This is a genomic window from Anatilimnocola aquadivae, assembly GCF_049819085.1.
GTDB lineage: Bacteria > Planctomycetota > Planctomycetia > Pirellulales > Pirellulaceae > Anatilimnocola.
The window spans coordinates 4,703,902-4,718,953 of record NZ_CP187419.1; the positions used below are offsets into that span (position 1 = coordinate 4,703,902).

Annotated in this window: 11 protein-coding genes; 6 read left to right on the top strand and 5 right to left on the bottom strand. The window is 57.7% G+C overall.

All coding sequences use genetic code 11. The features are described from left to right. Positions 1-77 precede the first annotated feature (77 nt). Positions 78-1,400, bottom strand: a complete 1,323-nt coding sequence (locus NA78x_RS18610; RefSeq protein WP_425613876.1) for a hypothetical protein — start codon at positions 1,398-1,400, stop codon at positions 78-80. 748 nt (positions 1,401-2,148) lie between these two features. Here NA78x_RS18610 and NA78x_RS18615 point away from each other — a divergent pair. Together NA78x_RS18615 and NA78x_RS18620 are read left to right on the top strand one after the other, a co-directional pair. After that, positions 2,149-3,051, top strand: coding sequence for a formylglycine-generating enzyme family protein (locus tag NA78x_RS18615; protein ID WP_425613877.1), 903 nt, complete (start codon positions 2,149-2,151; stop codon positions 3,049-3,051). 225 nt (positions 3,052-3,276) lie between these two features. Next, complete coding sequence (locus NA78x_RS18620; RefSeq protein WP_425613878.1) at positions 3,277-3,657, top strand: YciI family protein; 381 nt, start codon at positions 3,277-3,279, stop codon at positions 3,655-3,657. A gap of 12 nt (positions 3,658-3,669) precedes the next feature. On the opposite strand, the gene NA78x_RS18625 is transcribed toward NA78x_RS18620, so the two are convergent. Further along, complete coding sequence (locus NA78x_RS18625) at positions 3,670-4,407, bottom strand: prolyl oligopeptidase family serine peptidase (RefSeq protein WP_425613879.1); 738 nt, start codon at positions 4,405-4,407, stop codon at positions 3,670-3,672. A 456-nt stretch (positions 4,408-4,863) separates the two neighbouring features. Here NA78x_RS18625 and NA78x_RS18630 point away from each other — a divergent pair, with 456 nt between their 5' ends. Continuing rightward, positions 4,864-6,108 carry an IS256 family transposase gene (locus NA78x_RS18630; RefSeq protein ID WP_425613880.1) on the top strand — a complete coding sequence of 415 codons (1,245 nt, stop codon included), beginning with the start codon at positions 4,864-4,866 and terminating at the stop codon, positions 6,106-6,108. 328 nt (positions 6,109-6,436) lie between these two features. Here NA78x_RS18630 and NA78x_RS18635 read toward each other — a convergent pair whose 3' ends face one another. After that, positions 6,437-7,453, bottom strand: a complete 1,017-nt coding sequence (locus NA78x_RS18635) for a hypothetical protein (protein ID WP_425613881.1) — start codon at positions 7,451-7,453, stop codon at positions 6,437-6,439. A gap of 190 nt (positions 7,454-7,643) precedes the next feature. Here NA78x_RS18635 and NA78x_RS18640 point away from each other — a divergent pair, with 190 nt between their 5' ends. Beyond that, positions 7,644-9,047, top strand: coding sequence for a hypothetical protein (locus NA78x_RS18640; protein ID WP_425613882.1), 1,404 nt, complete (start codon positions 7,644-7,646; stop codon positions 9,045-9,047). Between the two features lie 6 nt (positions 9,048-9,053). Here NA78x_RS18640 and NA78x_RS18645 read toward each other — a convergent pair whose 3' ends face one another. Next, positions 9,054-10,916, bottom strand: a complete 1,863-nt coding sequence (locus tag NA78x_RS18645) for a hypothetical protein (protein WP_425613883.1) — start codon at positions 10,914-10,916, stop codon at positions 9,054-9,056. 27 nt (positions 10,917-10,943) lie between these two features. Next, the gene (locus NA78x_RS18650; protein WP_425613884.1) at positions 10,944-11,942 is read right to left on the bottom strand and encodes an AAA family ATPase; all 999 of its coding nucleotides are present in this window, start codon (positions 11,940-11,942) and stop codon (positions 10,944-10,946) included. 292 nt (positions 11,943-12,234) lie between these two features. Between NA78x_RS18650 and NA78x_RS18655 the strand changes: the two genes are divergently transcribed. Both NA78x_RS18655 and NA78x_RS18660 read left to right on the top strand, forming a co-directional pair. After that, the gene (locus NA78x_RS18655) at positions 12,235-14,076 is read left to right on the top strand and encodes a hypothetical protein (protein WP_425613885.1); all 1,842 of its coding nucleotides are present in this window, start codon (positions 12,235-12,237) and stop codon (positions 14,074-14,076) included. A 41-nt stretch (positions 14,077-14,117) separates the two neighbouring features. Next, positions 14,118-15,011: a glycosyltransferase family 2 protein gene (locus NA78x_RS18660; protein WP_425613886.1), complete on the top strand. Its 894-nt coding sequence runs from the start codon at positions 14,118-14,120 to the stop codon at positions 15,009-15,011. Positions 15,012-15,052 lie beyond the last annotated feature (41 nt).

Genomic DNA, 15,052 nt, shown 5'->3' on the forward strand with positions numbered 1-15,052 from the left:
TCTGGGCAGATCTCTCGGGCAAGGTCCACTGGAGCATTGATTTCTATTAGACCCAGCCAGTGACACCGAGCCCGCTACTAATGAATGAGCAAGGCTCGGTCGCCGCCGTTCTTTTTGAGTAACAACCTCAGCCGCTCGATGGCCTTCTGCTCGTGTTGACTTCCCGAAATATCCACCCAGCGGAGATGCGGCAATGAAGCCAAGCTATCCAGATCGCCTTCGCTGAGCATACAGTCTTGCGCAATGAGTCCCTGTAACTTAGGAAATTTACCACCAAGTCCTTTAAACGAACCGTCGACTTTGTTGTGCGACAGGTCAAGCTCAACAAGCGATGCGCTAGGCTTAATCATATTCAGCGAACGCGGAGTTGCCGCACACTTGACGAGTGAAAGCGTTGACAATTGGCCGGTTTCTACCGAAGAGAAAAACGAGTCAGTAAGTTGCGCATTGGAAACTTCAAGCACTTCTAGCTTTTTCGAGTTACGCGCTTGTTTCAGTACAAACTCCTCGGCCATCGGATCGCTTACAGACAGAGACCTCAAGTTGGGCGATTGCCCAGCGATCAGAAATGGAAACCTATCATCATATTCACATTCCGAGAAATCAAGGTGCTGCAACCGTTCGGTCTTCAATAGCTCACAGCGATGCTTGCCAAGTTGACAGCGGTAAAGCGTGAAGCTGCTAATCTGTGATTCGAATAATAGATCTGCGCTCATCTCGCATTCCGTCATTTCAATCGTGGTCAAAGACTTGCATTTGCAGATCGCGCCAATTTCATCCTGCGTTAATTTAGCCCTCGCAATCCGAAGTGACTCGAGCTGGGTCATTTGTCGTAGCGCTGCTGAACACTCTTTTGTGTGGCTTTCAATTTCTAGTCGCTTTATCTTCTGCAAGTCGAATCCTTCGATCGCAACTTCCGTTCTCAGCAGGGAAATCGACGACACTTTTGCAGGCTTCAGGGGCAACCCCTGCTTCTCGAGTGCGGTCCCCCAGATCCTCACAGTCATGACGCCATCCATTGCTGCTGCCGCGACCGCATTGTCTGTAATGCGGCAACTTTCTAGTGATAAATAATACAAGCCTGGAATCCCAGAAATTGATCGGCACGATTCACGGTTGAGTGTGCAACGAGTGAGTTCCAGTGAAGATATCCTGGCAGAACCAATGCTCGCTATCACTTCCGAGACATCATCGCGCCCTGTGACTAACAGGGAGACGTGCTTTAATGAGTGGTTAGGACTGATTTCAGTAAGGCGAGAACTTCCGTCAACCGCAATTGTTGTTTCTTGCTCTGGTGCTCTTTCACATCGAAAAATGCGGTGCTGCTCCTGTGAATTCACAGGACATTGCACACCCACCGCGATTACGAGTATGCAAAGACTACCAAGTAATCGTGACATTGATCTTTACCTCGTCCTTGTCTAATCCAGTGCCGATGCTTTCGAGCCGGAACGGAATCGTAGGTACCGTTCCTCTGCTTGCTGCACCCGTTTGCGGTGACGTTCGGTCATCGTCGAGCTCGAAGCAACAAATCCTTGGCTAGTTCACCCTGTGGTAAAATACCGCTTGAACGGAACTGAATCTAGCCAAATCGAACGGCAGCGTAAGCACTGGCCGAGCCAGATGGCACCCAAGACAGAGCACTCGATAGTGCCATTTAACCGAGTGGAACTCTAGCCATTCTGCGATACGATCATGGAGCGCGGAGTTGTCCTTTGCTCGCAGCCGAACTGTTTCCCCCGGCGACGTGCGGTTGCCTTGTTTCGGCCGGGAACGCGCTGGCATAAACTCGGGAACAGCACGGGTGAGTATCCCAGTCGCCACAAATATGCGTCCACTGACATGAACCATTCTTCAACCACCTTGTCGACTGGCGGAGTGATAACGGTCCGCAAATTGGTGTGGGGCACGATTCTTTTGGGCGCCATCGTTGGCTCGATCGTTGCCGCGAGGATGTTCTGGCCTAAGCCAGCGCCACGACCGCGGCCGCTCACCGCCGTAACTGATCTGCTTCCGAATTCAAACGAAGCTTCGTCCCAAGCGACGAAATCGCCCGCAAAGAATGAAGCTCTATGGGACGACTCGACGCTCCGTGATCTGAGTCCTGCCATTGCTGAGCCCACGTTCGCTGAAGCGAACTCTCTCGGCATGAAATTCGTTCTGATTCCTGCGGGCGAGTTTGAGATGGGTTCGCCTGCAGAACAGTTGAAAATCGCACAGTCGGAACTCAAAAGTGACTTTGCCGAGGGGGAAACTCCCAGGCACAAAGTATCGCTGAGCAAACCGTTCCTGTTCTCCATTTATGAAGTGACTTGCGCTGATTTCGAAGCCTTCGTCGCTGCGACTGGCCACGTCACGGAATCCGAAACCGATCAGAGTTGGAAGGGTGGCAACGGCTGGGATCCGATCAAGCTCAAGTTTGTCTTTCGTGATCGTCGGTTCGACTGGCGAAAGATTGGCTACCCCCAAAGCAGACGCCATCCTGTGGTGAATGTGACGCACGGCGATTGCCTGGCTTTTTGTAAGTGGCTGAGCCAAAAAGAGGGCCGCAACTACCGCCTGCCCACCGAAGCAGAATGGGAGTACGCGTGTCGCGCAGGATCGGACTCACTGTTTTACTTCGGCGATGACCCCAAACTGCTGATCCGCCAGGGAAACGTCGCGGATGAAGAATTGAAAAAAACGATGCCTCGAGAGTCGTATGAATACGCTCCGGGCAGCGATAGCCACGCTTTCACAGCACCGGTCGGTTTGTACCCGCCCAATCCGTGGGGACTGTTCGACATGCACGGCAACGTCAGCGAATTGTGCAGCGATTACTTTGATCCGAAATACTACGAACGATCTCCACCACTTGATCCCCCTGGTCCCGACGCGCCCCTCAATGCTCGGCGGCCGCGCTTTGTCGTTCGTGGTGGCAGCTGGCAAGATTCCCCGGCGGACATCCGATCGGCCAATCGAATCTTTGTCTCTAACGACAACCGGCACTGCTATATCGGCTTCCGTGTCGTGCTCGAAGTCGCGAGTCCAGCAGAACCCTTCAAGGATTAGAGAGGAATCTCCCCAGGCGACTGACTGCCAGAGCCTTGGTCGGAGTGCTCTCGGCCGACAAATCGCGGCGATCTTTTGCGCAATTCTGTGCCGGGTGTCGATTGTGGCTCGGCCCGTTCGATTAGGGAGTGACCGCTCGGCGAGTCGTTGGCTGGGTAGGTCGCCAAGGGAACTGCTTCGGCGTAGCCGCCGACGAAATTTACTGCGTACAAGTGAGGGCAGAACATGAAAGTCATGGTGTTGGGCAAGGCCACCAAGGATTCCGAAGCTGGGGTGATGCCGTCGGCGGAAGCTTGGGCTGCGATGGCCCAATTTCAAGAGGAACTGGTCAAGGCAGGAATCGTACTCGCCGCCGAAGGCCTGATGCCCAGTTCAACCGGCGTGCGTGTTCGCTGCTCCGGCAAAGAACGGATCGTGACGGACGGCCCGTTTGCCGAGACCAAGGAGTTGATTGCCGGTTACTCGATTTGGGAAGTGAAATCGATGGCAGAAGCCGTGGCCTGGGTCAAACGCTGCCCGCTGAGCGAAGATGCCGAGGTCGAGCTTCGCCCGATTTTCTGTTACTCGGCTGAGGAAGTTGACAAAATCGAGTCTCAGGCCAAGTGATGAATTGCTGGCCTACTTCTTCTGCTCCAGCAGCCAGCTGTAGAGTTCGGGAGTCGAGTACGCCTTGGTCCAGCAGTCGTGGCCGGCGTCGGGATCGATGGTGAATTTGATCTTGTCGCCACCCGCCTTTTTGATGGCGTCGACCATGGTCTCGCTGAGGGCGACGGGCGATCCGGTGTCCTTCGCGCCGTGAAAAACCCAGATCGGCAGCTTTACCAGTTTTTCGGCTTGGGCGGCATCGCCTCGGCCGCACATGGGCACGGCAGCGGCAAACTTATCGGGATACTTGCTGGTGAGGGCCCAGGTTCCCGAGCCACCCATGCTCAGGCCGGTGATGTAGAGCCGCTGCTCGTCGGCGTTTTGCTGCTTGGCAACATGGTCAACGAGTTTCGCCAGCGTTTCGGCGTCCCAGCGTTTCTCTTTGGGGCATTGCGGCGAAATGGTGATGAAGGCCCAGTCTTTTTGCGTTTCGCAGACCTTCGGCGGGCCATGCTTCTTGACCACATCGAGATCGTCGCCCCGTTCGCCGGAGCCATGCAAAAACATCATCAGCGGGAACTTGGCCTTGCCGTCGTGATTCGCAGGCAGATAGAGCCAATAGTGCAGCGTCGTTTCTTCGCCGGCTTCGTTCTTGGTCGTGAACTGCTGCTTTACTTGCGTACCCGCCTTGGGCTCGTCCGCGGCAGCCAAAGTTGCTCCGCACAAAATGGTGAACACGCCAGCGACCAGGAACCGTGAAGCAGCAAGCATGGGAGTTTCTTTCGAACGAGGAAGGTGAGGATTTAGTAGCGAGCCGTCTGGAATTATATCGCAGGAAACTCCGTTAGCCGCACTAAAAGGCGTTTGGATACTGGTGCGAGATAGTCTCGGCGGCTTGCATGTTTGTGGAGACGCGGCAACAGCTCATTCGCCAGTAGCGGTGTGCCTGGACACAATCGATTGAGCAGAATTTCGAGTTCATGCAAGCCGCCGCAAACTTGTGATTGGCCGCGACGATCGAGCGCTGTGCAAATGGCGGCTATAATTCTGCTCGAGTCCGTTGAGCAACGGGTTAGCAGCTTCAGGCCAATGATCCTGCCGTCCACCAAGGGCGGATTGAGCAGAGATATAACCGAAAGTCGTGGACGTTGAGTGATTGAAAGAGGCGGTGTGCTTGGCGAGAAAGTGTTTTGCAAAAGAACCTTTTTCACCAAGGAGCACACCACCATGCAGGAAGTTAACGGATCGACGATTGCGTTGCCAGGGTCTCGGGAATCGCTGCACGAGATTCTTCGGCAAGGAGCACAGCAGATGCTCGCGCAGGCCATTGAAGCCGAGGTTGCGGAATGGATCGACCAGCACGCACACGTGACTGATGAGCGGGGCCGTCGTCAGGTCGTTCGGAATGGGCACTTGCCGGAGCGGAAGATCGTCACGGGGGTGGGCGAAGTGGCCATCGAGCAGCCACGCGTGCATGATCGGCGCGAGGCTGGCGACGGCGAACGATTTCACTCGAAGCTGCTGCCGCCGTATCTGCGGAAGACCAAGAGCATTGAGGAGTTGATTCCGTATCTGTACCTCAAGGGGATCAGCACGGGCGACTTCCACGACGCGCTCGCGGCGATCGTCGGGCCGGAGTGTCCGGGGCTCTCGGCAACGACCGTCACGCGGCTGAAGAGCGTTTGGGAACAGGAGTATCGCGAGTGGTCCGCGCGTTCCCTCACGGGGAAGGAATACGTCTACGTCTGGGCCGATGGCATTCACACGAACATTCGTCTGGAAGAGGATCGGCAGTGCATTCTGGTGCTGATGGGAGCCACCAAAGACGGCAAAAAAGAGCTGATCGCCATGACGGACGGCCATCGCGAGAGCGCTCAATCGTGGCGAGAACTGCTGCTCGATGTGCAGCGCCGCGGCCTGGCCGTGGCGCCCAAGTTAGCGATTGGCGATGGTGCCCTCGGCTTCTGGAAAGCGCTCGCCGAGATCTTTCCCGCCACGAAAGTGCAACGCTGCTGGGTACACAAGACTGCCAATGTTCTCGATAAGCTACCGAAGAACAAGCAACCGAAAGCGAAAGACATGCTGCATCAAATCTGGATGGCCGACACGCGCGAAGCGGCCGGCAAAGCGTTCGACGCCTTCGTGGCCGACTATCAAGCCAAATATCCACAGGCCACGGAATGCCTGGCCAAGGACCGCGACGTGCTGCTCACGTTCTACGACTTTCCTGCGGAGCATTGGCGGCACCTGCGAACTACGAACCCAATCGAGTCGACGTTCGCCACCATTCGCCTGCGGCATCGTCGCACCAAAGGCAACGGCAGTCGCATCGCCTCGCTGACCATGATGTTCAAGCTCGCTGAAAGCGCCGCGCGCGGCTGGCGACTACTCAACGGCGCTCAACTCCTCCCCGATGTCATCCGCGGAGTCGTCTTCCAAGACGGCCTGCCCCTCGACCAAGCCGCCGCCTAATTCAATTCCACCATCCACAACTATTGACAATATCTCATTGAGCAGCAACTCGGCCAACTCAGGCGGGACGACAATCGCGCCAGGGTGATGTCGCAAGAAGTCATTGGCCGCGCCACCCAATCTCCACAAAGTTCTCGGGCCTTCTGCGGCCGCATAGAGTTCATCAAACCGCGTCTGAAACTCAGTGGGGGTAGGAACCGGCACCTCGCCTTTCCAGACACTGTTCCAGAGAGCCGAAGCGAGACGTGAAGTGTTTTCCCGGATGCGAGACATGATCTACGCATTCTAGCCGCCTAGGATACGGCTGCATCTACTGTTGTTTTGGCGACTATGCCACCACGGCGTTTGACCACGGCACAATGGGGCGCTTGGTCAGCGGCAAGTAAAGCGTGGAGTGCGATGCCAATTGCACCTGCGGATGCAGCAGGGGTGGCTCAGGAAGCGAAGCGGGCCCCTCTTTTTGCGAAGCCATGTAAACCAATGCGGCGATGACCGCCAGCACGATGCCGACGAACTGCATGATGAGCGACATCCAAAAAAACGTGATGTACTGGCCACATTCGTCGGAATTGACGTAGGCAAACGTCAGCCAGATTGCCCCCTTCAGCAACCGTACTGGGGACGCCAATGATTCCGATTCCGTCGCCCACGCCAACACTCGGTAGATCACTTCCAAGGCAATCGCCAGCAGAATATCGCCGAAGAAAATTCCCACGGCGTACAGCGGGTTCATTTTGGCAGCAACGGCGATGACGCGCACCCACGCGTAAAGTTGTAGTAACAGGCCCGCAAACAACAACAGTGCGGCCGTTCCGCCCAGCGCCGTCGCTTGGGGGATCATCGACATCACCAGGGCGAAGACAATGCACGCGAGTAGACCAACGGCCAGCACCCAGGCTGGCATCCCTTCGCTTCCTTTCGACTTTTCGACTTCGACGTCTTCTTCAGCATCACGGGCCGCCTTGGCCATGATCATCGCGGTAGCGTCGCCGCCATGACCGCCGTGCCCGCCGCCCGACATGACCGGTGCATCGCCCGACATGCTCATGGTCTGCATCTTTTTGCCCAGCTTCAGATTGAAGCCGCATTTGACACACAGCACGGCATTCGGCGGCAAGTCGGAGCTGCAACTGGGGCAGCGGGCGATGTTCACATCGCGGGCTTTGAGACCGATATCGTCGAACAGGCCGGCATTCCCGTGCGCGGCGAGCGGCGCCGGTGCGGCCGCTTGCGGAGCCGGAATCTTGAGCGGCTGCTTACACTTGGGACAGGCGACCGTGCGGCCAGCTAATTCGTCTTTGGCCGCGAACGCGGCACCGCAGGTACAGGCAACTTTGATAGGCATAGGAAGAGAAGGTGTGGGCCTACATTGCGAAAATAGGGGCCGAACGAACAGCCATTTATCTTAGCTACCGCCCTGCAGGGCAACTACCGCCAAGCTGCGGCAAAATTTGCTCGCTCACGGTGGGCGAGGTAGCATCGGTCGCAGCCAATGCCCTTTTCGAACCCGGGCCACCTCCCTGCGCTTTGTTCGTATGTCACCATCCATTCCACTCTTGGCTCAAATCTTCGCGCTCGTGTTGGCCATTGCGGCAGCCGAACTCGGCGCGGCTGAGCCTGTGCGCGTCTTGAGCGTCCTGCGCGATTTTGACGGTCAACGACCGGAAGCCTTCGCGCCGATCAAGCATCACACCTGGACCGCTGCCCAGCAGCAGAACGCGGGGCAATATAGCCAGCTGAAGATTGTTGCTGGAGAGCGTCACAACCGCGGCTGCCAGGTGACGATTGGCGACGATTTTCCTTGGGGCAATCGCGACGAGTACCGGGCCCTAACGATTGGTCCCGATTATCTGCCACCCGAGGCCGATGCTGTGCGGATGCGCGTGAAAGTGGTGCGAGGCAAATTTGTGCTCTCCTTGGGGAGCCCGACGGTTTATTTCGGCCACAGCGATGTGTCGACGGCCAAGCGCGAAGTGGCCCCAGCCGAGAACGACGGTTGGCAAACCTTGGAGTTCTCGTTGCATCACGATTTGCGCAGGAACTTTCGCCGCGCTCGTTTTGGCGAGAAGTCACCCGTCATTTACTACTCTCGCTGGATTCAGGAACCACTCTACTTGTACGTGGGCAAACCATCGGCGGGAGAACTGCTGATCGATCAGGTGGAGTTGCTAACCTATGGAGAAGGGCGGCCGTTTCCGGTTTTTACCGACGAGCAGGTGCGCAAGGTGGCGACCATTGCCGATTTCGAAGGAACTACTGATTTGCAGCAGGCTTTCACTTACTTTCAAGAGCCCATCGATTTCGCCAAGCCTGCGCATGTCGTCCGCCCCGATTGGCTGCCTCCTCAATTGGCACTTGTTACCGAGGGGCAGACCGGTAAGCAGTCTTTGCAAGCTCAGCAGCGGGGCACCGAAGAAACTTGCTTCACGGGAATTCATTCGATCGGCAAGCGCGAGGCGAATGCCATTCAGTTAACGCTTAAGGTTAACCATAAGAGTTCCTTGCCGGAGGTTGCGCTCGATTGGATGGTGTACGCCACGTCTCCCGCAAGCACGGTTCGTTTTCCTTGGCAGAAGTTTCAGCCGCCAGCTTCTTGGCGAGATTCGCCCCTGGCATTTACTTACTACCTGGGGCTGCCGCAAACCAAGGGAGAGAGTTACGCCTTTTATCACGCGCGGCGAGCGGTTCTGAACGGCAAGTGGACTTCGCTGGTCTTGCCCTGCGCTGACTTCGTTTGTGCCTTTGGCCAAGGCGATTGTGAGTCGCTGTTTGAACAGCAAACACCGCTGCAGTGCGGAACGATTCAGGCCATTGGGTTCGTCGCACCCTATCGCCAGCGCCAGGCACCCACGACCGTCACGATCGACGAACTGTCTTGGGTTCAAGTTCATGGCACGGCCGCCAACTTGCATTCGTACTGGCAGTTGCCGCCGAAATAGTGCGCATCAAGCCTTGCGAATGAAGTGCTCGGCGTAGCTGCGGACTTGCTTGCCGTTCAGCACGTGGACCATTCGCAATTGCTGAATGGTGGCATCGCTGAAGCCGTTCAGTGGCAAGTGTACGAACTTTTTGCCGTATCGCTGGGCGAGCTTGCGCCAGCCAGCGCCCGGCGGCGCAGCACTGAGCAGGGCAATCTGCGGGCAACTGCTATGCAGGCAAGCAGCGGCGAGCAAGCGCTCTTCCAAGGTGGTGGCAAAGTCGAGTTCGCGGTTCGTCCAGATATCGGGAATGTGAACCGGCGGAAAGAGAAACATGGCTCCGCCGTAGTTGGACAAGCCAATTCCTGGGCCGACCATTTCTTTGCTGAAATCGGCAGCAAAGAAAGCCAGCGTCGATTCGTTTTGATGTTCGGCGAACCAGGTCGCCCGCCAAGGGTAATCGCGAGGATCAGCCGGCGCGTCGAAGAGCATTACCACGCAATCGAGTTTGCCGCGGCTCGGCGGCAGAATCTTGACGTAGATCTTTTCGTCGTACCAATGCCGCAACGTATCGCGGATATCAACCCCGTCCATGATGCTGGTGGTAAAGGGCTCGGTGCGTGCCAGGTCGGCCCCCATCACCGCGCGAGCACGGTCGAAGAGATGCGCGCGAAAGGTCTCGATCTGTTCGTCTTCCGGCGGCCAACTGCACTGCGAGTACGGATTCCAACGCATCAGCCATTCGTCTTTTTCGGGCTTCTTGGGCTTGCGTGTTAGTTGCAAGGTGCGCCACACCATGGGGTGCCCCGGCAAGCGATTGTCGAGCGACACGATCTCTTTGTCGGGCAACTGCGCCTGGTCGATGCCGCACTTGATCGTCTCAAACGGCGCATAGCTAGTGAGTCCGTAGTCGCGGGCGGTTTCGGCCACATGCACGGCAAACGCATCACCGCAGGTCTGCTGCGAGGCGACGATCAAGTTGTAGAGATCGGGGGTGAGGCGCCCATCGACGAGCGACAAGTTGCGCAGGTACTTCAGGCAGTGCTTCAGCAGTTGCGGCGTGATTTTGCGAGCCCGCCGCTTGAAGTCATCGCGGTAACGATCGCGGGCGACGAGCAGTAATTCCTTGATACCATCGATGGACAGATTCTCGTCGTCTTCGAGTTCCGCACGCGCCCGTTCGTACAGTTGCGTAATGAATGGCAGCTCGCCGAGCATGAAGATGAGCGTCGCGGGATCGACGACGTAGGTTTCGGGATCGCTGACGGCGTCGTCATCGGCGAGTGGCTGCTTCCGCTCGCGATAAGCATCGCGGAGCCAGGGCCAATCGGTAAGCGAGCAGAGCGCGAGAATCCGCTGGTGCTTCTCTTCCAATTTGCGAAGTCGCAGGCCCATGTGAACGATGCGGGCTTGATGCTGCTCGGTTTGCGGCGGACGAATGCTGGGCAACGTCGCCGCGGCAAACTGCTCGAGGCTCACTTTCTTCAAGGCATACGGATCGGGCAGCGTGGCCGTGGGAGGATCGAAGCAGTTCGTTTCCAAATCGATGAAGGCCCGCGGGATATGTTCCGATAGGGCCGAGCGAATCGCGGCAATCACAGCCTGGCACGGATCGATCGGCACATAGCTGCAGCGGGCATGCTCGTCAGGCGTCTCGCGTTCGGCAGAGAAGAAGCCGCTCTCTTCTTTTTGCAGCACGGCCGTCGGTGTCGGCAGGTGACCGATCGCTTGCTCCACCGCCTGTTGGAATGACGGCGGCAAGGGGACCGCCAGGCAATCGAACGACTGCTCGAGCATCAACCTGCGCACCGCAATCGCAAAATCGCCGCTGCCGTGCAACACGGGGACGAGAGTGATTCGCTCGCTGAGATGAAGTGGTGAGTTGGTCATGCCATTGCCTTGAGCATCGCCGTGCCGCTACCGATCGTCGTCTTCATCCACTTCCGAATCATCAAAATCGTCGTCGAAATCGTCTTCATCTTCGTCCGCTCGATCGGGGTGCAGCGGATCGTCGGCCGAGAAGAAGAAATCGCCGAGCCCGAGCGGCACGTTCGCATCTCCTAACGAACGCGACTTGCGCTTGGCCAGCGAATCCAAATCGAGTGCTTCATCGCCCAAGCACTTGCCCAGCGCCTCTTGCCAGGCAGCATCCTTCGAGAGTGGATGCTTGGAATCTTGCGCCAATCGCTTCATCGCGTACCGCAGCATGTTGATGCCATCGCGCGGGCTGTAGTCGAGTTTCAATGCATGAGCCCGCTGTAAGAAATCGACCGTGAGCGCCAGCATCTCGGCCGCCGCGAACGGCAGGTGATACTGCAAAATCGAGAGTTCATCTTGGCGTTCGGGAAAGCCGAGCGTGAGCGTGGGCTGCAGGCGGCTCATGATGTAATCGGGAATCTCATACGTCGATTCGTCCTGATTCATCGTCACGCAGCAACGGAAATCGGGATGCGCCGTGATGGTGATGCCCGCGACGATCGATTCGACATACCGCCGCTGATCAAAAAGTGGAGCGAGACTCGCCCACGACTTTTCGTTCATCCGGTTGCCTTCATCCAGAATGCAAACACCTCCCCGAATGATCGCCGTCACTAGGGGCGAGGCGTGATAGGCGATCTTACCGCTCTCGGCGAGCACCGGAGTGACGAGCAGATCTTCCGGGCGCGTATCGGCCGTGCATTGATAAATGAATAAGTCCTGGTTGCGCAGCTTGGCCCCAGCCATGCCCAGCGCTGTCTTGCCAATTCCGGGCGGCCCTACCAATCGGGGCGTGAGTGGCAGATCGCGCTCGTCAACGACGAGCCAGCAGGCCATCAGTTGTTGCAAAATCTCGCGCTGGCCGATCCATTCGCCCCGCGCCTCGTGAGGCTGGCTAAGGTGCAAGTGAATTCCATCAATGGTCACTTCCCGCTGCATGGGGATTTCCTGTTCTGCGTGCTACTTTGGTCAGGCGACGAGGCTCGGCGGGAGCCTCGCCCTGCAACAAGTCAATTGCGATGCTCAACTCTAGCGGTCCAGCAGAATCGCTCCAAGCGGTAGGACCGAACCATTCGCGACCCGATGCGGTGACATCCGCTGCGACGTGGCAGCCTGACGACCTTAGCGACGGCAACGTGCGTTCTATATTTGCCGGGCTAACTGCCGCTGCGCATCGAACTGCGCGCGGAGATCATCGTCTACGTTCGTGGACCTGCTGGAAACCTGAGACATGCTTGCTGCGAGTCATACGCCACGAAATCTGGCTGCTTGGATCGACCGCGGCCTGCTGCTAGCCGTGTTGATCGCCTGTGGCTGTTCCCTCTCGCTGAATGTGGCTGATCCCGATCTGTGGGGGCACATTCAATATGGCCGCGATTGTTGGCGAAACGGCCTGCCGGCGACGACAACCTATTCGTACATCGCCGAAGGTTACCGCTGGGTCAATCACGAACTGGTCGCTGAGTTCGCGCTGTTTGCCGTCAACGACACCTTCGGTGGCCCCGGTCTGCTGATTGCCAAAGTGCTGCTCGGCTGGCTCGTGATCGGACTCATCATGCGCGCCGCCTGGAAGCAGGGCGCCAGTTTGATGACGGTTGGCGCGACCGCTCTGCTGGTGGCCGCCACGCTGGGCAATCATTGGAGCCTGCGGCCACAACTTTTTTCGTACACCTGCTTTGCCCTCGAAGTGGCACTTCTCGGTTGGGCTTTCAAAGGCTGGGAAGGCGATAATCGCCTCAACGGCCCTTGGCTGCGAGCGCTATGCACCCGCTTCGGCCTCTCGAAAGTTCTGGATTGGATCTCGCAAACGCCCGCCACGGGTGAAACCGCGGAGTTGCCTTACTGCCGCTTACATCTAAAGGCCCTCTGGCTCATCGTGCCACTGATGGTCCTGTGGACGAACGCCCACGGCGGTTTCCTGGCCGGCCTGTGTGTGTTCATTGCGTATCTCAGTTTGCGGGGCGTCGAAGTCATCGCTCATCGTGGCTGGGAAGCGGCCGGCATGTTGCGGCGGTTCGCCCTTATGATTGTCGCCGCCGCAGCAGCCACACTCATCAATCCTTACGGCGGAGAGTTCCTCGTTTGGTTGTACGACGACCTGAAAGTGCCTCGCCCCGAAATTGTCGAATGGCGTGCCCCGGATTTCTTCAGCCTGGAAACCTTGCCGTTTCTGATCCTGTTGGTCGCTTGGGTCGGCGCGTTACTTTTCAGCAAGAAGCGGCACGATTTTACGCAGCAGGTGATTCTCGCGCTCCTTTGCTGGCAGTCCCTCTCGCATTCGCGACATATCGCCTTTTTCGCGATCGCTTGCGGATTCTGGCTGCCGCGACAATGGCAATCGATCTTCGAACGCATCGGCGCCTCCTCCAAAGATCAATCGCTGGCAACGGGGCTTTCCCCGCGACTGGCTCCCGTACTGGCTGGTTTGATGTTCATCGCATGTCTGTTGACCGGCGGCAGACTTGTCAGCCGCTTGAGCGAGTTGCGCGTCGAGCGTGAGAACTTTCCCGTTGGTGCAGCCGAGTTCATCGCCCGCGAGAACCTGACCGGCAAGATGATTGTCACGTTCAATTGGGCCCAATACGCCCTGGCCACTTTCGGGCCGAAGCAGCGTGGCGAAGAGGGCATTCTGGTACATGTCGATGGCCGCTGCCGCACCAGTTACTCGCAAGCCATGCTCGACGAGCATTTCGACTTCATCACGGGAGCACAATCCTCGAGCGACCGTTATCGCGATCCCAAGAGCGGACCGTTTGATGCCGAAAAAGCCTTGCGAAATCATCGCCCGGAACTGGTGCTGATCGCTCGCGCTCAAGAGCCGGGTTGCAACGTGATGCTCCGGCAACAAAAGACTTGGGTGCTGCTGTATCAGGATGAACTAGCCCAGTTGTGGGGCCGTCGCAGCCGTTTCGACGATCCCGCTAATCCCGATTTTGTGCCCCTCGCCAATCGCATCATCGGCAGCCAGCGCCAGACGGGCTATGTCGCCTGGCCAGCGATGCCTACTTACGAGCCGGCAGCCCGTACGGCCAAGCGGCAGGCTGCCAGAAACTTTGCGGCCATCAACCCATGATCGAACAACGCCCGGCCTCTCGCACGAAAGCACTGCCTGCCATGAGCGATCTTGCCTCCACCGAAGTGTGCGATTCCATTCCCACGGTCACGTCGGGTGACTACAGCCGTACTCCGCGAGCGGCAAGTGGCGTGGACGAAAAGCGTCCCGCTGGCGACAATCGGGGCCCCTCACGTCAACGATTGAGCGACATGCTGCCCAAGCCCACGAATTACGAAGTCCCTGCTCTCAACTATGCACTGCCCGCCAGCTTCAAGCTGTCGGTCATCATTCCCGCGTACAACGAAGAGCGGACCATTCGCGAAATTCTCGGTCGCGTGGCGTCGCTGCCCGTGCCGCTCGAGATCATCGTCGTCGACGACTGCAGCCAAGATCAGACCTGCGAGATCCTGCGCGAGTACCACGCCGCCGGCGACCTGCATGTCATCTTTAAGTCGCAGAACGAAGGCAAAGGCGCTGCCCTGCGGACTGGCTTTGCGCGGGCCACAGGTGACATTGTCGTGGTGCAAGATGCCGACCTGGAATACGACCCACGCGACATCCTGCCGCTTCTCAAACCAATCTTGGCTGGCGATGCCGACGTAGTTTACGGTTCGCGATTCTTGCACGAAAAGCCGCACGACAAGTCGCTCATTCACCGCTTTGGCAACTGGGCTCTGACGTTCGCCTCGAACTTCACGACCGGTCTCAAGCTGACCGATATGGAAACGTGCTACAAGGCCTTCAAGCGACACGTGCTGACGACATTCGAGATTCAACAGAACCGCTTTGGCTTCGAACCTGAAGTGACCGCCAAACTGGGCCGCCGCAAGTTCCGCGTCGTCGAGGTCCCCATCAGCTACAACGCCCGTTCCTATGCCGAAGGCAAAAAGATCGGCGTCAAGGACCTCTTCAACGCCCTCTGGTGCATCGTTCGCTACGGGGTGAGAGACTAGCGGAAAGGAAGAAGGCAGAACGCAGAAGGCGCAGCCACACT